The organism is Fibrella rubiginis (assembly GCF_017353185.1).
Taxonomy (GTDB): domain Bacteria; phylum Bacteroidota; class Bacteroidia; order Cytophagales; family Spirosomataceae; genus Fibrella; species Fibrella rubiginis.
Map to the genome: position 1 here is coordinate 108,824 of NZ_JAFMYV010000017.1, position 19,267 is coordinate 128,090.

A 19,267-nucleotide genomic window follows, 5' to 3' on the forward strand; every position below is an offset into this window, starting at 1 on the left:
TTAGCAAGCGCCAGAAGATAATGGCGCTTGCTAACCAAAAACGGCCAAACTGTAATTGGAGACTTTACACCTTCTCGCCATAAGCCAGATCACCGGCGTCGCCGAGGCCGGGCACAATGTAGAAATGATCGTTGAGGTGGCTGTCGATGGCGCCGAGCCAGAGGTGGCACTGGGGCATTCGGTCGCGCACAAAACGGATGCCTTCAGGCGAGGCAAAGGCGGCAGCAATGTGGGTTTGGGCCGGAATACCGTAGCGCAGCAGCGCATGATACGACTTTTCGAGCGACCGCCCCGTGGCCAGCATGGGGTCAATCAGAATCAAGGTACGTCCGCTAAGATCAGGGCTACTGATGTATTCCATCTCTATCTCGAAATCGCCTTCCTTAATAGCCTGTGCCGAGCTTCGGTAAGCCCCCACAAAGGCATTGTCGGCCCGGTCGAAAACATGCAGAAAGCCCTGGTGAAAGGGTAGACCCGCCCGCATAATAGGGGCCAGCACAGGCTGTTGCAGCAGCGTCTGGGTGGCGGCAGTAGCCAGCGGCGTTTGTACACTACCGTTCTGATAAGCCAGCGTCCGCGAAATCTCGTAGGCAGTCAGTTCACCCAGGCGCTGAAGGTTATGCCGAAACCGGAGCCGGTCGGTTTGTTGACGAACGTCGCGAAGTTCGGCGATGTATTGATTGGCGACTGAGGTTTCTTGAGCGAAAACAAACATATGCTGGCTAAGTTTACGGGTAATTTAGCCGCCTCGTTGCCGTAAAGCCAACCGAAAGGTCTATTTTTCGCTAGTGGGCCAATTGCCACCGTCCGATTTTCCGTCGAGTATCTATGCGCTATTTGTATTGTCTGGCTTGTCTATTGCTGCTTTCCACGCTGGCTCAGGCCCAAAGTTCGTTTGTCCCCCTAAACCAGGATTACTACCACCTCATTGATCGGTATGAAATTCGGCAGGGACGTTGGGCCGACAAATTCCACAGCACTGTGAAGCCGTATAACCGCCAGGCAATCATGCAGTTGGTTGATACCCTCGAAACCGGTACTGACGATTATGGTGTGGGTACGTACCTATCGCCGACGGATAAATTCAACATCAATTACCTCCGCGACGATAGTTGGGAGTGGGCCTCGCCGCAACCCGTGCGGGCATTATTCCCGCCGGTGGCCGTGGCCTTTGGGCGCTCAACTGATTCCACGGCTACCCAACCCGTTATTCTGCGTTACGATGAACCCGGCGACAGCCAACGGCCACTGTTCGGCTACTTTTACCGGAAAAAAGCTGATTTTTTTAGCGTCAAAAACGACGATTTCGACCTGCACATCAACCCGGTTGTTTACGTCGGTTTTGGCAAAGATCAGGCTCTTTCATCATCTATGTATACCAATACACGGGGCGTAGAGGTGCGGGGCAGCATTGGTAAGAAGTTAGGTTTCTACAGTTATTTTGCTGACAACCAGGTTGTTTATCCCAGGTATATCCAGGACTACGGCAAACAATATGGCCTGGCGGCGGGTGGATTTGCACCGGGGCAGGGCGTGGTCAAAACCTTCAACAGCGCCGCCGATTTCATCGAAGCGCGTGGTTATTTCACCGTCAATGCGCTGAAAATTATCAACATACAGTTTGGTCATGACCGTAATTTCTTCGGCAATGGGCTTCGTTCATTGCTGCTCTCCGACAATGCGGCACCGTATCTGTTTCTGAAATTTTCGACCCGGTTTGGCAAGCGATTCCAGTACACCAACCTGTTTGCTGAATTGCAGAATGGGCAGGTGGTGCTGTCGGGACTCAATCTGTTTCCGCAAAAATTCACGGCCATGCATCACCTCAGCGTGAATCTGAGCCGCCGGGTGAATATTGGTCTCTTTGAAGCCGAGGTATTCAGCCGCGACAAATTCGACATCAATTACCTCAACCCGGTGATTCTGTATCGCTACGTAGAGTCGTCGCGGGGTAGCGCCGACAATGCATTTGTGGGTGTTGACCTGAAAGTAAATGCTGCGCAGCACTTTCTGTTCTATGGCCAACTGATGCTCGATGAGTTTTTGATCAAAGAGGTCCGGGCGGCCAACGGGTCGTGGACAAACAAATTTGCCGCGCAGCTGGGTCTGAAGTACATCGACGTGGCGGGTATCCCTAACCTTGATTTGCAGGGCGAATTCAACGTGGCGCGGCCCTACACTTACTCACACAAGTCGGGACAAACCAACTACGTGCATTATAATCAGCCCCTTGCCACGCCGCTAGGGGCCAACTTTATGGAAGGGCTGGGGACCCTCCGTTTTCAGCGGCAACGCCTAACCGTAAACGGCACCTTCGGCGTGATGATGAAAGGCACCGATCCACCCAACCGCAACTATGGCGGCAACCCGCTGCTGGATTACGAAGACCGTCTCCGCGACTACAACAACACCATCGGGCAGGGCCGTAAGGTGATCACGACGTATTCAGACGTGCGGCTGACCTATATGCTGAAGCACAATCTGTTTTTAGAAGGGCGTTTTCTGAACCGGCAACAAAGCAGTCAGTACGTACCGGACTCATACAACACCAACGTGTTTAACTTTGCCGTCCGCTGGAACGCTCCCTACCGGAGTTGGGTGTTTTAACTATGATTGATATTATTCGTGCTGAGCTTACGGAAGCACAAGCCGTTCTGACTACTTTTTTAGCTGACGAAGCCAATTTCTCTGCTATTGATGCCGCTGCTGATTTGATGGTAGAGGCCTTGAAAAACGACCGAAAGATTATTTCGTGTGGTAACGGCGGCTCTCACTGCGACGCCATGCATTTTGCCGAGGAACTGTCGGGCCGGTACCGTAACGACCGTCGCTCACTGGCCGCCATTGCCATTTCCGATACCAGTCATATGTCCTGCGTAGGAAACGACTACGGCTTCGACCATATCTTCTCGCGTTTCGTGGAAGGCCTTGGCCAACCTGGCGACGTGTTGTTGGGCCTGAGCACCAGCGGTAATTCGGCCAATATTATCCGGGCCGTAGAAGCTGCCCGCCACCGGAATATGAAGGTGGTATTGCTCACCGGAAAGGATGGCGGCAAGCTAGCCGGGCAGGCCGACATAGAAATTCGCGTCCCTCATTTTGGTTACGCAGACCGCATCCAGGAGATACACATCAAAATCATTCACATCTTTATTATGCTGATAGAGAAGAAGTTAGGGCTTGCCTGATTGTTCTCTACCGGGGTGATGATGACATACTGTTTGCTGATTCCGGCGTGTAGTTGATAAAAAACGCATCGGGGCGGTAATAGGGTAACGTGCGCGACCCCACCGTTCCAGGCTCATTTGCTTCGAACTCGTAGGCATTGCCCAGGAACTGCTTTCTGGCCATTACCTGTACATCGGCCGCCCAGAATTTACTATCAATGACGATTTCGTGGTTGAAATCTTTGTCTGTACCAAGGGTCAGGTAGTTGCGAAACGTCAACGGCGAATCGGTAGTGGTGTAGTGATACACCTGAACATCAGCCGGTTTCTTTTCGTCCGGTACCGTTGATGGTACCTTTGCGACGGTAAACTGTCCGGGTAAACTCAGCGCGTTGCCGGGTACGAGTATAAATTGATCTCTTTCCAGCTTCGTTCCCGGTGGAATGTAGTCGATCGCGTTGTCTTTGCGGACCGTTCCGTTGAGCGAAAAGCTGCCATATCCACTGCTGCTGTTGCGAAAATACCGGCCATAGGTGCTGGTGTAAGCCGTGCCATAAAGGTTGATGTTCGCCACGTCATACCAATAATCGAGCTTGTTTTGCCCAATAATAAACGACGACCGTTTCCAATCAACGTAGAGCGGTTTGTTCAGCTTGTTTTCAATGGCGAAATGAATCAGGCCACGTTCGGCGAAGAACTGATAGCTCAGCCGCAGGGTATCATTGTCATAAACAAATCCCTGCCTGGGGTCGCTTTTGAGGTTGTCACTTTTCAGGGTAACTAACTGCGAAACTGTTGGTGCACAGCTAGTTAGTAACAGTAGCGATAGGCAAGCGAGCAGTAAACTTTTCATAGCAGACAAGCATTTTGCATTAAAGTAAACTGTTTTGTGCTTAGGTGTACTTTCGCCAGGTAAGTTTAATATGAACCGGCTATTCGGCCTATAATTTCCCTGTCTCTATAGCCCGTACGCCTACGCTCGACAGCGCCTGTACACCCGCCAGCAAACCTGCAAATCGTTCGTCTTTGGTTAAGCCCTGCTTATAACGGCCATAAATTTGCTGAATCACCACGGCGTTCTTAAACAGGCCAAAGACATAATAATACAGGATATCGCTCACATCTCGCCCCGACTGTTCGGCATACCGATTGGCAAACTCGCGACGGGTTAAATTGCCCGGTAACCACGTCAGGTTGAACGACTTACGAAATGGATCATCCGACGCCTCAGCCCAATAGGAAAGCGACGTACCCACGTCCATAAGCGGGTCGCCGATGGTGCACATCTCCCAGTCCAGAATGGCATTGATCTGGGTCAAGTCGCTGTTCAATACTACGTTATCATACTTGAAATCGTTGTGGAGCAACGTCACATCGGGGTTTTGGGCGGGCAGGTTGTCGGTAAGGTAACGGGCCAGATCGGTCATGGCCGGGAGGTCGTCGGTTTGGGCGGCCAGGTAGCGCTTGTGCCAGCCTTCCACCTGCCGTTGCACATAGCCGTCGGGCTTGCCCAACTGCGCCAGATCAGGTTGCACGGGTAGCGCATGAAGCTCCACCAGCGTATCGACCAGTGCCTCTGATAGTCCCCGCATGGTGCTTTCCGACAATCCCATTTTCGGAGCCGACTGCGCCCGCAGGATCACGCCCGGCACCCGCTCCATAACGTAAAACGGACAGCCAATCACACTCTCGTCGTCGCAATAAGCCACTGGCCGGGGTATTTTGGCATATCCTGCCCCCTGCAGCAGGCTCAGCACCCGGAACTCGCGCCCCATATCGTGCCCGCCCTTGATGGCTTTGGCCCCCACCGGCGGGCGACGCAGTACATATTGTTTTTTGTCACAAACGAGCAGGTACGTCAGGTTGGAATACCCCCCTGGAAACTGCATCACCTGCGCGATAGGGCCAATGTTGAGGTACGCCTCCAGCGCACTGGTATTGAGTTCTTCCCCCGCCCGCACAGGGTTGGGTGTATCTTGTTGAATATCAGCCATGACTTAGCTTTCGCCAGTAAGATTTTCGATGTCATCCATGTCTCTAGCACGCCCAGCTGCCCGTTTGGCAACAATGAGATCATTGAATTGTATCAGACGAATTAACAGGTCCTCTACTTCATGATCTTCAGCATTTTGATATGCTTCCTCAAAAGTCAGCCCTTTTATAGCCGTGATAATAGCGATTGACACGGGCGGTCGCCCAAATGAAAATACGTCAAAGGCATCATTTTCCAGGAAGTTGTGGGCTGTCATATCAAAAACGGGCATCCCAAGCGTATTGAATGCTTGTACAATTATTGACAGTTTTTCGTACCCAGATGTCCATGTCGCCTGTGGTACGCGAATAACCATGAAGAATTACTGAGTAGCCTCCTACAAGTACATAGTCTACCTCGGCCTCGCGGAAGGCAGTCAAAAAATCTCGAAAATCTTGGTTGAAAATGTTAGCCATGAAACTAGCTAATCCTGTTTTCGCATGGAAAAGGCAGTGCGATCTAGACGAGGAGGATTGAGCAGGTCATAATTATAGGCTACACTATTTAAATAAGCCGCAGCTTGTAACCGCTCTGTCATTGACTTCGACTGCCAATACAAAAACTGGTTACCATTTTGTTGGTGATTACCTGCTTTGAATGCGGTTCTGTCTAATTTGAATACTGGCGTTTCCATACGTTACGTCCGTGAAGCCAGTTCGGCGGCTTTGTTTTTCCGCGTGTCCAGGCCGTAATTCTTTAAAATGCTCCGTGCCAGGGCTGTTTTGTGTACTTCGTCGGCACCGTCGTAAATCCGGGCGCCGCGTTCGTGGCGGTAGTACCAGGCCAGCAGCACGCCGTCGGTGATGCCCATCGCCCCGAAGGTTTGAATGGCCCGGTCCACCACGCGCAGCACCATGTTAGCCACAAAGAACTTGATGGCCGAAATCTCGTTGCGAACGGCTGCCGCCCCCTGCTCGTCGATGTTATGAGCCGTACGGAGCACCATCAGCCGCGAGGCGTCAATTTCGGCCCGGCTTTCGGCAATGAACCCCTGAATGAATTGCTTTTCGCCCAGCATCATGCCCGGCTCGATCTCGCGCGTGGCCGCCCGGTGGCACATGAGGTCAAATGAGCGTTCGGCAATGCCGATCCAGCGCATGCAGTGGTGAATGCGGCCTGGTCCAAGCCGTTCCTGCGCCAGCATAAAGCCCATGCCTTCGCCCCCAATAAGGTTGTTGTAGGGTACGCGGCAGTTGGTGTAGCGCACTTCGGCGTGGCTACCCCAATGGTCAGACGGATCGCCCATAATGCTGATGTTACGCACCAGCTCAAAGCCGGGATTATCCGTTGGCACCACAATCATACTGGCCCGTTTGTGGGGGGCAGCGTCGGGGTTGGTCACGGCCATAACCACAGCAAATGCGGCCCCGTCGGCAGAGGAGGTAAACCATTTGTGGCCGTTGATCACCCACTCGTCGCCGTCGCGGATAGCTAATGTACCCATCTGAGTAGGGTTCGAGCCCGCAAATTCGGGTTCGGTCATGGAGAAGCACGACCGGATATGGCCCTCTTTCAGCGGCTCCAGGTACTGCCGCTTGATGTCATCCGAGGCGTATTTGTGCATCAGTTCCATGTTGCCGATATCGGGGGCCTGGCAGTTGAAGGTGTAATGCCCAAACGGACTGGTAGCCAGTACTTCGCTCACCTGCCCGAATTCGCAGAGCGTGAGGCCCAGTCCGCCCTCGTCGATGCTGTGTTGCAGCCCCCAAAGCCCCGCCTGCCGCACTAGTTCGCGTTTTTGGTCCAGAATGGCCGCCACTTTCGAGAAATTTCCCGTCAGGTATTCGCCGGTTTCAAGCGGTACAAGGTGCGTATGAATAAACTCGCGGATGCGTGGAACAAGCTCGCGGGTATGGTCAGTGGCAAAGATGGCTTCCATGCGAAGGCGCTGGTTTAGGTTGAAATTGTACTATCAAATTTACGGGAAAGATTGGGGCTTATGAAGTCGAAATCAGGCTACGGCGTAGCCCGAAAAAGCTCTGTATCGAGGCGGCTGAAATCCAAGAACAATATCAGTCCGTTCAACGCCTCGTTCTACTAACGTGGCCGCTATGTCAACATCAGTCCAGTTAGCTTGAATCCAGATTTTGTCATCTGGTTTCAGGTCGAAATGAAATACTGTATTTCGTACAAATCGATCCCCGCTCCAACCCACCCGGACCAGTTGATAGTGACCTCTCTGAGAATCTATAGTTACTTGATTATCAATATCTTGAAGATTGACAGGTCTGTGCTGAGCATACTCTTCCAGCAATTCCTGAATAATTTTCTGATATTTTTCTGCTTTATTTTTCATACTAAAGCTAAAGGTTAGAATGACGTTATATCCACTCTCTAGCAACAGGCAATGTGTAAATATAAGCGTCATTGCGACTACAAATAGAGCCAACCTTAACCTTCTAAACTGACACACTTTATGATCCGCATCCTACTTTTTCTCGTCGTGTTTACTCTATTTAGTCGTCAATCGCTCTACGCTCAATCACGAACAGCCAAGATTTATTTTACAGACGGGCCGGGTCGTGATCTCATCACTACGTTTGATCCTAATAAACCCATTCGACTAAAAGTTTGCTGTCCTACGCTGGTTGAAGTAGATGCGGATACGTTAGGGTTGCTCATTGGTGGCAAACCGGTGTTCATACCTGTCGAACGTGGTAAAAGCTATTACTTCAGAATGGCTAGCAATACGGGACTGTTTGAAACTACTCCCCTTGAGTTTTGGCTCAATTTGTCCATATATTCAAACTCTAATACAGACAAGTTCAGGCACTTCATTATTAGCAAAAAAGTCGGCGTTATAGAAGTAACTAGTGATTAAAAAAGCGTTGTTTACACCGTTTTAATCCGGTTCTTATTATTTTCAGCCATGACCATCTCAACGGAAACTGCTTACAAACAGGCATTTATTCATTTCGATGAACTTGTTGCCTGCATGGGTGATAACCAGGAATTGCAAAATCAAGCCCGTGCCTTAGCCAAGGCCATTCAGTCTTACGAACAAGCCCATATTCCTTTCCCCAAACCTGTTCCTCAAAAGGGAGATGATTAATGCAATCTGATTTCACCCCCGTTTCACCACTACTCGCACTTTGCTGACGCGCCCTTTGTCGTCGGCGCAGGAGACGGTCAGGACGCCGGGCGTGGGGCGGAAGAAAATCGTTTCGGTAGGTTTGGCCTTGCGGAACAGCCCATTGTTCAAATACCAGTACACCACCTGTACGTCATTGGCCGTCTGGCACGACAGCGCTAAATCGGCAGGACTTTTTGGGTCGATGAAATAGTCGCTACCCGCGTTGAGGCTTGTGATAAGGGGAGCCCCGCCGTTGCCAAACACCCGCGAACAGGCCGGGTTGTGCGGCGGAATAGCTGCATAAGGCCGGTGACTTGCCGCATACCACGCTACCACTTCCGGGGCCAGGTTCGGGTACATCCGGGCTACGGGGCGAGACAATGAATCGACTCCCGCCGGGCGACAATGCGCACAGTATGAGACTGTTGCCGCCGAATTTGTCCAGACCTGCTGCTGATGCCCACACCGGTTGGCCCGCGACACGCCCATGATGTAGTAGTCTGTAGCCCGGCCCGCGCAGGTGTGTTCAGGCACGTCGCCGCTTTCGGGGCAGATTTGCCGGAAACCCAGTTTGCCGCCCGTGGGTGGCCGAAACCAGCCCGTGGGTGCGTTGTAGTCGATGGCATTGAATAGCTGAAACAGTAGGGGAGCGGCCGTATTAGCTCCGCTCAAATTGGGTACGCCGATACCCGAAAAATTGCCCACCCACACCCCTATCGTATAATGCCGGTTGTAGCCCACACTCCAGGCATCGCGCCGTCCGTAGCTTGTCCCGGTTTTCCAGGCAATACGCGGTAGGTGATAGCTATTATCGAAGTTATTGGGCAGATCGGGCCGGGTAATCTGGGTTAAAGTATTCGTAACCAGAAAAGCGGCTTCGGGGCTAAACGTAGGGGTAGACCATACCCGAACCGGTCGTGCCTGCCCGCTTTCGGGCGCGAGAGCGGCCGCCGACAAAGTCCTCACGTACGCCAAATCCCGCCGCTGTCCCCTGTTCGGAAACGCCGTGTACGCCCGCGTCAACTCTTCCAGCGTCACGCCGCAACCACCCAGGATCATGGATAGTCCCAGGTCATCGGCCTGTTTTTGAACCGTTCTGAACCCCGCCTCGCGCAGCTTCGCTACGAAAACGGGTGTCGATACGTCGCGCAGGAGTTTTACGGCGGGAATATTCAATGAATTGGCAAGGGCAAATTCTGCCGTGACGGGGCCGTTGAATTGCCGGTCGTAATTATCGGGTTCGTAACCGCCAAAGTTGGTGGGCACGTCATGGATCCTGGCTTTGGGTGTAATCAGTCCCTGATCAAACGCCAGCGCGTACAACAAAGGCTTTAACGCCGACCCCGGCGACCGCACGGCCCGCACACCGTCTACCTGCCCGCCATCAACCACGTCGCCAAACGCTGCCGAGCCGACGTAGGCTTCTACCGCGCCCGTTTGGTTGTCTATCACCAGCACCGCTGCGTTGCGTATGTTTTGCGCCTTAATACGGTCAACATATTGACGCACAAGTCGTTCTGTTGCCGCCTGCACGTTTGCCTGTATGGTGCTGACGATAACTGGTTCATTTGGATGCTCGCTTTGCAGCCGTAGACTCAGATGGGGAGCCATGTTGGGTGCGGGGCGGCGGTGGGCGTTGAGCGGTTCCAGCAGGGCGTTATCAATGGCCTGTCTGGGAAAAGTGCCCGCTGCCAAAAACCGCCGGAGCCAGGCGTTGCGGGCCGTGATCACGGCGGCGTTGTTTTCACCCAGCCGCAGGCTCGACGGGCGATTGGGGATGATAGCCAGCGTAGTGATTTCGGCTAGGCTGAGCAGTTGCGGCGGCTTCCCGAAAAACAGCAGCGACGCCGATTTGATGCCTTCAATATTGCCACCGTAAGGTACCAGATTCAGGTACAGTTGGAGGATTTCGTCTTTGCTCAGGCGCACTTCCAGTTGAAAGGCCCGCAGCACCTCAATCACTTTGCTCCCATACGTACGCGGACGTGGCTCCAGCAGACGCACTACCTGCATCGTGATCGTAGATGCCCCCGACGTGCGCTTCCCCGACAGCAGGTTCCGTCCGGCTGCCCGCATCATCGCTACAGGGTTGATGCCGGGGTGCCAGCGAAACCAGCGGTCTTCTTTTTGTCGTATCGTTTGCCGCAACGTGGGTGTAATCTCATCCAGCGTGGCGTACATCCGCCATTTATCGTCGCGGCTCAGAAAAGCATGGAGGGTGGTGCTGTCGGCGGCCGTGACGATGGTGGAATAGGGCACAGACAGCGGGGGCGGAAACAGCCGGTCGAGCAAAAACAGCCCCAGCAGCACCGTCATGGCCACTTTGGGCCAGCGGCGGGTGCGTAGGTAGGGGAGAAGGGCATAGCCGCTTTTGCGTATCAGAGACAAGGTCAGATAACGCACTAGTGTTTTCATTGATCTCGTCCAGCTTCTTGTTGCCTTCACAATATACAAAAGCGTCTTACTTTCGCTCCTCATCTAATCGACTGTTGCTGTGATCAACCTAACTCGACGTATCGGGCTGGCCGCCTCGTTGCTGGCACTGCTTTCGCCCATTGTTCTTGCTCAAAAACTGCCTGCCGATAATCGGGCGGCCATTCGTGAGGCCGATATTAAACGTGATCTCTACAAACTCGCCGATGACCATTTCCAGGGGCGTGTGGCGGGGTCGCTCAACGAGTTAAAAGCATCGGCCTGGATCGCTGAGCAACTCCGGGCGATGGGCCTGCAACCGGCAGGCGACGACGGCACGTATTTTCAGTTCTTCCACATCCAACGCACCCGTGTGAGCGAAACGAGTCGGTTTGTGCTGGGTGGCAAAGCCCTCACCTACGGCCCCGACGTGATTGCCCTGGCCCCTGCCATTGCCTCGGTCGACGCCCCGCTCGTGTATGTCGGCACGGGCACCCCCGCCGAAATGGCCAACGTCGATGTGAAAGGTAAGGCCGTGGCGATTCTCTTCTCGGGCAACCCGCCGGGCAACCTCAGCTTCCGCCGGTTTATGCTCAACACCATGAACGCCCGCGCCGCCGAACTGGTCAAAGCAGGGGCAGTAGCCACCATTTTCGTGTCCGACGACCGGGCACAGGCGGTGTATAACTGGTGGAGCAGTGCCATGGAAATGGGCCGATATGACCTGCCCGGTGGTCCCAACACGCGGGTATTTTCGCAGGCGCCCCTGCTCTGGATGCCTGCCGACAAGCTGCCGCTGGTGAAACAGCCTAATGGGCAGTTTACCAACGTGGTCAATGTAGAGAGCTTCAGCTATCCGTCGGTGAATATTGTGGCGAAACTGCCAGGTACCGACCCTAAACTGCGCGATGAAAACGTACTCATTAGCACGCACCAGGACCACGACGGCATTCGGCGGGCTGTGGCCGGTGATTCGATTTATAACGGGGCCGATGATAACGCTACGGGTTGCGCGGCGGCGTTGGCCATTGGCCGGGCGTTTGTGCAAAAACCAGGCAAGCGCAGCCTGCTGATCGTTTTCCACGGCGCCGAAGAGCGCGGTTTGCTGGGGTCCCGGTATTTTGTAGAACACCCCACCGTGCCGAAATCGAGCATTGTGGCGGTGCTGAACGGCGAGATGATGGGCCGGAACAACCCCGATTCTGCCGCCCTGCTGGGATCGCAACTACCGCACCGCAACTCGATAGCCCTGGTCAACGACGCGATGCAGGCAAACAGGACCGACACAAAATTCAAGCTCGACACGCTCTGGGACCGCCCCGACCACCCCGAAGGCTGGTATTTCCGGTCTGACCACCTGCCCTATGCTCGTGCGGGTATCCCGGCTATCTGCTTCACTACGCTCCTCCACCCCGACTACCACACCCCCCGCGACGAGCCCGCCCGCATCGACTACGCTAAGCTCACGCGCATGACCCGCTGGATGTACCTCACCGCCTGGCGCGTAGCCAACGACGCCGATAAGCCGACGGTGGATGTGGGGTTTAGATTAGAACGATGAGTTTAAGGTTTAACGTCTAAGGTTTAAGGTTGCTTCGCGCTCAACCCTTGCGAACGCGAAGCAACCTTAAACCTTAGACGTTAAACCTTAAACCTTAAACTCACTTATACACCACCCCCTTCCCCTCTATCGGCACGGTAAACCGCTGGAGGGGAATTTTTTGTTTCAGGAGTTCTGCCGTCAGGTCATCGCGGGGTTCAAACAGGCCATCATCGCCCTGCTGGAAGGTACCAAAATGAATACCGATGCTCTGCGGACGACCTAAATCGGTAAATGCCTGCACCGCCCCGACGGGCGACATGTGTACCGGGGCCATGAACCAGGTGGGGCGATAAGACCCGATAGGTAGCATAGCCAGTTTGATGGCACCAGAGGGGCTGCTGGCGGCGCGCTGGGCTATTTTGGGAAACAAATCGCCGTAGCCGGTGTCGCCCGCGAAGTAGATCGTGCCGAAACGGGTGTGGAGTAAATAGCCCGCCCAGAGCGTTCGGTCACGGTCGCCTATGCCGCGGTTGCTGAAGTGGCGGGCTTCGGTGGCTGTTATGGTCAGGTTGGGCAATACCCGCAACGTGTCGTTCCAGTCTAGCTCGCGGGTGGTTTTGCCGCCCACTTTTTTGGGTAGATAGGATACGCCCAGCGGCGTTACCATCTGCGGATTGACATCCTTTGCCAGCCGTTTAAGGGTCTGTAGATCAAGGTGATCGTAGTGGCAATGACTCAGCAGTACTACGTCGATAGGGGGCAGATCCTCGTAGCGGATTCCGGGTGGGCGGCGGCGTTTAATACCCAGCCATTTGGTGGGGCCAATCTTGTTGCTCCAAACGGGGTCGGTGAGTATGTTGAGGCCGTCGGTTTGCAGCAAAAAGCTGGAGTGGCCCACAAACGTGACCACCAGGCTGTCGCCGTAGATGCGGGCTTGGGGTTTAGAACCAGCAGGCGCGTTGGGGGTGTCGAGCCAGGGGCCTTTGTCGCGGTGAAGCAGCCACTTGAACAGGCCACCCTGACGCACCACGGGCGGGCCGGTGTTGACAAACTTTTTGCCGTTGAAATGGTCCGTCACCGGTCCTTTATAGCGCGGGGCGCAGGCGGTAAGGAGTAGCAGGAATAACGTTGGGCAGTAGCGAAACATGGGCAAGCAGGATTACGCCCTCAAAGTACAACAAGCCTGACCGAAATGATAACAAATACAAAAAATGCCCACTAGCTACAAAGAAACTATATTTGAATTTTATAACTGACTCTGTCATGGACATTACCTCTGTAGAAAACTTTTACCAGCAAATTGCTTTTGGATCGGAAGCTGAGTTGCAGGCGCTTTTGCCAAAAGGTATTAACAAGGAAATCGGCCATTTCAATGTGTTTAGTCAGGATGACCTCCGCGAACGCTTAAAGCAAAAGTCGGGCATGCCTTATAACCGCCGTGCCTATTATAAGATCAGCCTGATCTGCGGGCGCAACCGGGCCGAGTATGCCGACCGCGTGATCGACATTGACAAAAGCGCCCTACTGTTTGCTACGCCCAAAGTGCCTTATCATTATATACCACTTGATGCCAATGGGTCGGGCGGCTACTTCTGCATCTTCACCGACGAGTTTTTACTACAAGCCAAAAGCGGCGTGGTACTCGACGAACTGCCCATCTTCAAACCGGGCGGTTACCCCATCTTTGAGCTGACGGACAATGATACCGCCGACATTGCCTACATTTTCAGGAAGATGGCTAAAGAAATAACCTCAGACTACGCCCATAAGTATGACTTGCTGCGCAACTACGTAGTTGAGTTAATTCACTATGGGCAGAAGCTGCAACCGGCCACGTCGCTTTATCCAACCCATACAGCCTCGGCGCGCGTATCGTCGCTGTTCATCGAGTTGCTGGAACGGCAATTTCCTATTGAGTCGCCGCAGCAGCAGTTGAGCTTGCGCACGGCCAAGGATTACGCCGACCGGCTAGCCATTCATGTAAACCACCTCAACAAAGTATTGAAAGAACACACGGGCAAGACAACAACGGCCATTATCAGCAGCCGGATTGCGCAGGAGGCCAAGATTTTGCTCAAACAAACTGACTGGAACGTGTCGGAAATTGCCTATAGCCTTGGGTTCGACGAAGTGGCGCACTTCTCTAATTTCTTCAAAAAACAGACAACCCTTTCGCCGGTGGCTTTCCGGGCGTAATGGGGTAGATTTGATTTTTGCAACAATCCGATTGATGGTTGCAACAGTCCGGCTTTGGGTAGGGCAGACCTTTGTGGCGTAGTTATTCATATCCCAAATGTCTGTCACATGGCAACTCCAAAACTAGCACTCGTCACCGGCGGCAGCCGCGGACTGGGCAAAAACATGGCCCTTAGCCTGGCCAAAAAAGGCATCAACGTGGTATTGACCTACCACAGCAACCAAGCCGAAGCGCAGGCTACCATTGCTGAGATTGAAGCACTGGGCCAAAAAGCCGCTGCCCTTCAGCTAGACACCAGCAACGTCAGCAGTTTCAACGCCTTCTTCGACGGGTTTGTCACGACGCTGAAAAATACGTTCGGCACCGATCATTTCGATTTTTTGATCAACAATGCCGGTACAGCCGTTTACGCGCCTTTCGCTGACACTGAAGAATCTGACTTCGACCACCTGATGAACATCCATTTCAAGGGTGTCTTTTTTCTGACGCAGAAAGCCTTGCCGCTCCTTAATGACGGCGGACGCATCATTAATATCTCGACGGGACTGGCCCGGTTTGTGGGCGTGGGCTACGCGGCTTATGCCAGCATGAAAGGAGCCATCGAAACGCTCTCCCGCTACATGGCGCAAGAACTGGGCAGTCGGCAAATAACGGTCAACGTGGTGGCTCCCGGTGCTATCGAAACCGATTTTGGTGGGGGTGTGGTGCGCGACAATCCGGAGATAAACAAGCATTTGGCCCAACTAACGGCACTTGGTCGTGTGGGCCTGCCCGACGACGTTGGCGGCGTGGTGGCATTCCTGTGCAGCAACGACGCGCACTGGATCAACGGGCAACGCATTGAAGTATCGGGTGGCCATCGTCTGTAGTTTTACGTTTTGTCAGTGTATACATCATAGTCGAATTCCATGAAACTTACGCAAAACACGATATTGGTTACCGGCGGTGGCGCGGGTATTGGTCTGGCCCTAACCGAACGATTCCATGCGGCGGGCAATACCGTGCTGATCTGTGGACGGGATGCAGCCAAACTGCAAGCCGCTGCCAACCGCCTGCCCGGCCTGCGCACGCTGGTCTGCGACGTGGCCAAACCTGCGGAACGTCAGCGGCTGTTTGAGTGGGCCATTTCCGAGGCTCCGCAACTGAATGTGCTGCTCAACAACGCGGGTATTCAGCGGGAAGTACAGCTTGGCGAGGCAGATGAAGACTGGGAAACCCGGGCCGTTGAGATTGCTATTAATTTCGAAGCGCCCATTCATCTGGTCTCCCTGTTTACCCGGCACTTGCAGCAGCAGACCAACCCCGTTATCATGAACGTATCGTCGGGGCTGGCGTTTGCTCCCATAGCGCGGATTCCCATCTACAGTGCCACCAAAGCAGCCATCCATTCCTACACACAGTCGTTGCGTCGTCAGTTAGCCCACACACCGGTGCAGGTAATCGAGATCATTCCGCCGGCGGTACACACCAACCTCGGCGGCACTGACCATTCGTTTGGTGTAGCCGTGGATGAATACACCGATAGTGTTATGGAACAGTTAGCTACTGATAGTCAAGAGATTGTGTATCAAATATCAGCAAAGTTAAGTCAGTCATCGCGCGCCGAACTCGACATGATGTTCGAGCGGATGAACGGGTAAAAATTTCCGTAGTACCTTTGCACCGTTAATCTTACAGGGGTGCCTTATAACAACGGGCTGAGATTATACCCATAGAACCTGATGCGGATAATGCCGCCGAAGGGAACGTAAAATGAGTTTAATGTCTAAAGTCTAATGCCTAAAGTTGCTTCGCTAGTTATTGTAGCTAGCGAAGCAACTTTAGACATTAGACATTAAACCTTAAACTTCCTTCTTCCACCAAGATAGGCCTCGGCCCCTAAGCCTTTCGTAAACCGTTTGAGTCGTCATGACCAACGCTACGACCTATCGTTTCGCTGCCACACTGCTGCTGTGGTGCCTGTTTCACCTGCCCACCTGGGCGCAACAAATCACGACACTTTCCGGCACCGTCCGGGACCTCGGCGGTGGGGGCTTACCCGGTGTCGCTATCACGCTCGATGGTTCGCTGAAGGGCACCAATACCGACGCTAACGGGGCGTTTTTGTTAACAAACCTTCGACCCGGAACGTACCATATTCGCGCCTCTATGGTGGGCTACGATGCTGTTGATCAGGGTGTTAGTTTGCCTCTGAACAGACCGTTGATCCTGTCGCTACGGCAGAGCGACGTAGTAATGGACGAGGTGGTTGTACTGGCTACGCGGGCGGGCGAAAAATCGGCGATTGCCTACACCGACGTGACTAAGCGCGACCTGGTAAAGCTCAACCTGGGGCAGGATTTGCCTCTGCTGCTCAACTTTACACCCTCAGTTGTGACCACGTCTGATGCCGGTGCGGGCGTAGGCTACACGGGTATCCGCATCCGTGGGTCCGATGCCACGCGGGTGAACGTTACGCTCAACGGCATTCCGTATAACGACGCCGAATCGCAGGGGACGTACTGGGTAAACATGCCTGACTTCGCGTCGTCGGTCAACAGTGTGCAGATTCAGCGGGGCGTGGGTACGTCTACCAATGGAGCCGGGGCGTTTGGCGCGAGCGTGAACGTGCAAACCAACGCGCTCCAGAAAGATCCCTATGCCGAAGTAAACCTGTCGGGTGGCAGCTTCAACACGCGCCGCGCCACGGTGCAGGCGGGTACTGGTCTCATGTCAGGGCACTTCGTGGTCGATGCCCGGCTGTCGAAAATAGCGTCAGACGGGTACATCGACCGGGCTTCATCGGATCTGAAATCGTTCTATGTGTCGGGGGGGTATTACGACCAGAAAAGCTTCGTGCGGCTAAACGTGTTTTCGGGGCAGGAGAAGACCTATCAGGCCTGGAATGGTGTGCCGGAAGACATCCTGGCTTCCAACCGTCGGTACAACGAATTCACGTACCCAAACCAGACCGATAATTACCAACAGGATCAGTACCAGTTAATTACGTCGACCGAACTGAGCCGAAACTGGCGGGCCAACGTGTCGCTGTTTTACACGAAAGGGCGTGGTTATTACGAAGAGTTCAAAGAGGCCGACAAGCTGAGCAAATACGGCCTGCCCAACGTGGTCATCCGCGATTCGGTTACGACGCGCACCAACCTGGTACGTCGCCGGTGGCTGGATAACGACTTCTACGGCACCGTTTTCTCGTTCGATTACGACAATAAGAATCGGCTCACCGCCAACATTGGTGGGGGCCTGAACCGGTATACGGGCAAGCACTTCGGCGAGGTGATTTCGGGGCAGTTCGTGCCCGCTACGCCGTTCCGTTATTACGAAGACGATGCCACCAAAACAGATGTAAACGGCTATGCTAAAGCGTTTTATCAATTCACGCCGAAACTCAATGCCTTTGTAGACTTGCAGGTTCGGCAAGTGAATTATTCGTTTCTGGGCTTCAATAGCAAACTGCAGAACGTGCAGCAGCAGGCGGCACTGACGTTCTTCAACCCCAAAGCGGGCGTAACCTACACCGTCAACGACCGCACCACGGCCTATGCTTCCTTTGGCGTGGGCAACAAGGAGCCTAACCGTGACGACTATACGCAATCGACGCCCGGCAGTCGCCCCTTACCCGAAACGCTCTACGATTGGGAAGCCGGCGTGAAAACCCGCACCAACCGCGTGGCTCTGAGCCTGAACGGTTATTTCATGAACTACAGTAACCAATTGGTGCTCAACGGGGCTATCAATGACGTCGGTGCATTTAACCGGATCAACGTGCCGAACAGCTACCGCGCAGGAATCGAGGTGGAGGCAACCACCCTGTTGACCAAAGCGTTGCGCTGGAACATAAACGGTACGTTCAGCCAAAATAAAATTCGGAATTACACGCAGTTTTTCGATACCGACGCCGGACAGGAGTCGCGACAGTTTGTTCAGACCGACATTGCCTTTTCGCCCAATGTGGTGGCTGGGTCGCAACTGTTGCTAACGGTAGCTAAAAGCCTGGAAATCGGTTTGTTATCGAAATACGTAGGCCGACAGTTTCTGGACAATACCAGCAGCAACGACCGGAAACTGAACGCCTATTTCGTCAACGACCTGCGGTTTATCTACACGCTGAAACCGACCTTTGCCAATCAGCTTTCGTTCACACTCTTGATCAACAACCTGTTCAATGAGTTGTACGAATCGAACGGCTACACCTACGCCTACATTAGCGAAGGCAAAGTTGCCTCCTATAACGCCTACTACCCACAAGCCACCAGGAATGTCCTGGCGGGGGTGAGAGTGAAGTTTTGATTTTGGATTGGGGATTTCGGATTTCGGATTGGCTGACGCAAGAGTACTCTGGCGTCAGCCTACATGCGTCAGCCAATCCGAAATCCGAAATCCCCAATCCAAAATCCTATGCTCCGCTTTTTCAACGAAGACACTGAGTTTAAGCTGCCGCAGAAGCTGGCGGTGAAAAAATGGCTCACGGCGCAGGCCAAAGCTGAGGGGCATGATGTGGGCGATTTAAACTACATTTTCGCCACGGATGAATATGTGCTGGGCGTGAACAAAGAATACCTTCAGCACGATTTCTATACCGATATCATCACCTTCGACAACCGCGAGTTTGACGACGACCCCATCGAAGGCGATATCTACATCAGCGTAGACCGCGTAGCCGACAATGCTGCTCAACTCGGCATTGCGCCTGAGCAGGAAATGCGCCGCGTACTGGCCCACGGCCTGCTCCACCTCTGCGGCTACGGCGACAAATCGGAAGAGGAAATCAGCGTGATGCGGGCGAAGGAGGATGAATGGTTATTAATGTACAATGTACAATGAACAATGTACAATGTACAATGGC

General features: G+C 53.6%; 19 protein-coding genes and 1 riboswitch. Of the genes, 10 read left to right on the forward strand and 9 right to left on the reverse strand.

The genetic code is table 11. From position 1 onward, the window contains the following. Positions 1–64 precede the first annotated feature (64 nt). Positions 65–715: a uracil phosphoribosyltransferase gene (upp, locus tag J2I47_RS24915; protein WP_207367339.1), complete on the reverse strand. Its 651-nt coding sequence runs from the start codon at positions 713–715 to the stop codon at positions 65–67. A gap of 113 nt (positions 716–828) precedes the next feature. Between upp and J2I47_RS24920 the strand changes: the two genes are divergently transcribed. Continuing rightward, positions 829–2,607, forward strand: a complete 1,779-nt coding sequence (locus tag J2I47_RS24920; protein WP_207367340.1) for a hypothetical protein — start codon at positions 829–831, stop codon at positions 2,605–2,607. A gap of 2 nt (positions 2,608–2,609) precedes the next feature. Next, positions 2,610–3,188, forward strand: coding sequence for a D-sedoheptulose 7-phosphate isomerase (lpcA, locus tag J2I47_RS24925; RefSeq protein ID WP_207367341.1), 579 nt, complete (start codon positions 2,610–2,612; stop codon positions 3,186–3,188). 7 nt (positions 3,189–3,195) lie between these two features. Here the strand turns inward: lpcA and J2I47_RS24930 are convergent, their stop codons facing one another. The 6 genes from J2I47_RS24930 to J2I47_RS24955 form a co-directional block, all read right to left on the reverse strand. Next, positions 3,196–4,020 carry a hypothetical protein gene (locus tag J2I47_RS24930; protein WP_207367342.1) on the reverse strand — a complete coding sequence of 275 codons (825 nt, stop codon included), beginning with the start codon at positions 4,018–4,020 and terminating at the stop codon, positions 3,196–3,198. Between the two features lie 88 nt (positions 4,021–4,108). Then, positions 4,109–5,161: a phosphotransferase family protein gene (locus tag J2I47_RS24935; RefSeq protein WP_207367343.1), complete on the reverse strand. Its 1,053-nt coding sequence runs from the start codon at positions 5,159–5,161 to the stop codon at positions 4,109–4,111. 3 nt (positions 5,162–5,164) lie between these two features. After that, positions 5,165–5,515 (reverse strand): hypothetical protein, encoded by a 351-nt coding sequence (locus J2I47_RS24940; protein WP_229374930.1) that lies wholly within the window; start codon positions 5,513–5,515, stop codon positions 5,165–5,167. A gap of 108 nt (positions 5,516–5,623) precedes the next feature. Next, positions 5,624–5,833, reverse strand: a complete 210-nt coding sequence (locus J2I47_RS24945) for a hypothetical protein (RefSeq protein WP_207367344.1) — start codon at positions 5,831–5,833, stop codon at positions 5,624–5,626. A 3-nt stretch (positions 5,834–5,836) separates the two neighbouring features. After that, positions 5,837–7,078, reverse strand: a complete 1,242-nt coding sequence (locus J2I47_RS24950) for an acyl-CoA dehydrogenase family protein (protein WP_207367345.1) — start codon at positions 7,076–7,078, stop codon at positions 5,837–5,839. Between the two features lie 72 nt (positions 7,079–7,150). Continuing rightward, complete coding sequence (locus J2I47_RS24955; RefSeq protein ID WP_207367346.1) at positions 7,151–7,495, reverse strand: XisI protein; 345 nt, start codon at positions 7,493–7,495, stop codon at positions 7,151–7,153. A 120-nt stretch (positions 7,496–7,615) separates the two neighbouring features. On the opposite strand from J2I47_RS24955, the gene J2I47_RS24960 reads away from it, so the two are divergent. After that, the gene (locus tag J2I47_RS24960; protein ID WP_207367347.1) at positions 7,616–8,020 is read left to right on the forward strand and encodes a hypothetical protein; all 405 of its coding nucleotides are present in this window, start codon (positions 7,616–7,618) and stop codon (positions 8,018–8,020) included. A gap of 48 nt (positions 8,021–8,068) precedes the next feature. After that, on the forward strand, positions 8,069–8,251 hold the full coding sequence (locus J2I47_RS24965; protein ID WP_207367348.1) for a hypothetical protein: 183 nt from the start codon (positions 8,069–8,071) through the stop codon (positions 8,249–8,251). Between the two features lie 12 nt (positions 8,252–8,263). Here J2I47_RS24965 and pbpC read toward each other — a convergent pair whose 3' ends face one another. After that, the gene (pbpC, locus tag J2I47_RS24970; RefSeq protein WP_207367349.1) at positions 8,264–10,687 is read right to left on the reverse strand and encodes a penicillin-binding protein 1C; all 2,424 of its coding nucleotides are present in this window, start codon (positions 10,685–10,687) and stop codon (positions 8,264–8,266) included. A 79-nt stretch (positions 10,688–10,766) separates the two neighbouring features. On the opposite strand from pbpC, the gene J2I47_RS24975 reads away from it, so the two are divergent. Next, on the forward strand, positions 10,767–12,245 hold the full coding sequence (locus tag J2I47_RS24975) for a M28 family peptidase (protein ID WP_207367350.1): 1,479 nt from the start codon (positions 10,767–10,769) through the stop codon (positions 12,243–12,245). Positions 12,246–12,345: 100 nt separating this feature from the next. On the opposite strand, the gene J2I47_RS24980 is transcribed toward J2I47_RS24975, so the two are convergent. Further along, a complete protein-coding gene (locus J2I47_RS24980; protein WP_207367351.1) occupies positions 12,346–13,374 on the reverse strand; it encodes an MBL fold metallo-hydrolase in 1,029 nt (342 codons plus the stop codon). Positions 13,375–13,490: 116 nt separating this feature from the next. On the opposite strand from J2I47_RS24980, the gene J2I47_RS24985 reads away from it, so the two are divergent. From J2I47_RS24985 to ybeY, 5 genes are all read left to right on the forward strand, one after another. Further along, the gene (locus J2I47_RS24985) at positions 13,491–14,423 is read left to right on the forward strand and encodes a helix-turn-helix domain-containing protein (protein WP_207367352.1); all 933 of its coding nucleotides are present in this window, start codon (positions 13,491–13,493) and stop codon (positions 14,421–14,423) included. Positions 14,424–14,531: 108 nt separating this feature from the next. Continuing rightward, positions 14,532–15,293, forward strand: a complete 762-nt coding sequence (locus tag J2I47_RS24990) for an SDR family oxidoreductase (RefSeq protein ID WP_207367353.1) — start codon at positions 14,532–14,534, stop codon at positions 15,291–15,293. Positions 15,294–15,332: 39 nt separating this feature from the next. Continuing rightward, on the forward strand, positions 15,333–16,064 hold the full coding sequence (locus J2I47_RS24995; RefSeq protein ID WP_207367354.1) for an SDR family oxidoreductase: 732 nt from the start codon (positions 15,333–15,335) through the stop codon (positions 16,062–16,064). A gap of 25 nt (positions 16,065–16,089) precedes the next feature. Continuing rightward, a riboswitch (TPP riboswitch) is annotated at positions 16,090–16,188 on the forward strand. Between the two features lie 144 nt (positions 16,189–16,332). Next, the gene (locus J2I47_RS25000; protein WP_207367355.1) at positions 16,333–18,711 is read left to right on the forward strand and encodes a TonB-dependent receptor; all 2,379 of its coding nucleotides are present in this window, start codon (positions 16,333–16,335) and stop codon (positions 18,709–18,711) included. A gap of 108 nt (positions 18,712–18,819) precedes the next feature. After that, entirely contained in the window at positions 18,820–19,245 is a 426-nt protein-coding gene (gene ybeY, locus J2I47_RS25005; RefSeq protein WP_207367356.1) for an rRNA maturation RNase YbeY, read from the forward strand. The last annotated feature ends 22 nt before the right edge of the window (positions 19,246–19,267 follow it).

Excerpts from the sequence above, each read along its gene's own strand:
- J2I47_RS25000 (WP_207367355.1), top strand. The coding sequence starts at position 16,333 with ATGACCAACGCTACGACCTATCGTTTCGCTGCCACACTGCTGCTGTGG.
- J2I47_RS24990 (WP_207367353.1), top strand. The coding sequence starts at position 14,532 with ATGGCAACTCCAAAACTAGCACTCGTCACCGGCGGCAGCCGCGGACTG.
- J2I47_RS24960 (WP_207367347.1), top strand. The coding sequence starts at position 7,616 with ATGATCCGCATCCTACTTTTTCTCGTCGTGTTTACTCTATTTAGTCGT.
- J2I47_RS24950 (WP_207367345.1), bottom strand. The coding sequence starts at position 7,078 with ATGGAAGCCATCTTTGCCACTGACCATACCCGCGAGCTTGTTCCACGC.
- J2I47_RS24985 (WP_207367352.1), top strand. The coding sequence starts at position 13,491 with ATGGACATTACCTCTGTAGAAAACTTTTACCAGCAAATTGCTTTTGGA.
- J2I47_RS24995 (WP_207367354.1), top strand. The coding sequence starts at position 15,333 with ATGAAACTTACGCAAAACACGATATTGGTTACCGGCGGTGGCGCGGGT.
- lpcA (WP_207367341.1), top strand. The coding sequence starts at position 2,610 with ATGATTGATATTATTCGTGCTGAGCTTACGGAAGCACAAGCCGTTCTG.
- J2I47_RS24930 (WP_207367342.1), bottom strand. The coding sequence starts at position 4,020 with ATGAAAAGTTTACTGCTCGCTTGCCTATCGCTACTGTTACTAACTAGC.
- J2I47_RS24935 (WP_207367343.1), bottom strand. The coding sequence starts at position 5,161 with ATGGCTGATATTCAACAAGATACACCCAACCCTGTGCGGGCGGGGGAA.
- pbpC (WP_207367349.1), bottom strand. The coding sequence starts at position 10,687 with ATGAAAACACTAGTGCGTTATCTGACCTTGTCTCTGATACGCAAAAGC.
- upp (WP_207367339.1), bottom strand. The coding sequence starts at position 715 with ATGTTTGTTTTCGCTCAAGAAACCTCAGTCGCCAATCAATACATCGCC.
- J2I47_RS24955 (WP_207367346.1), bottom strand. The coding sequence starts at position 7,495 with ATGAAAAATAAAGCAGAAAAATATCAGAAAATTATTCAGGAATTGCTG.
- J2I47_RS24940 (WP_229374930.1), bottom strand. The coding sequence starts at position 5,515 with ATGGTTATTCGCGTACCACAGGCGACATGGACATCTGGGTACGAAAAA.
- ybeY (WP_207367356.1), top strand. The coding sequence starts at position 18,820 with ATGCTCCGCTTTTTCAACGAAGACACTGAGTTTAAGCTGCCGCAGAAG.
- J2I47_RS24920 (WP_207367340.1), top strand. The coding sequence starts at position 829 with ATGCGCTATTTGTATTGTCTGGCTTGTCTATTGCTGCTTTCCACGCTG.
- J2I47_RS24965 (WP_207367348.1), top strand. The coding sequence starts at position 8,069 with ATGACCATCTCAACGGAAACTGCTTACAAACAGGCATTTATTCATTTC.
- J2I47_RS24945 (WP_207367344.1), bottom strand. The coding sequence starts at position 5,833 with ATGGAAACGCCAGTATTCAAATTAGACAGAACCGCATTCAAAGCAGGT.
- J2I47_RS24980 (WP_207367351.1), bottom strand. The coding sequence starts at position 13,374 with ATGTTTCGCTACTGCCCAACGTTATTCCTGCTACTCCTTACCGCCTGC.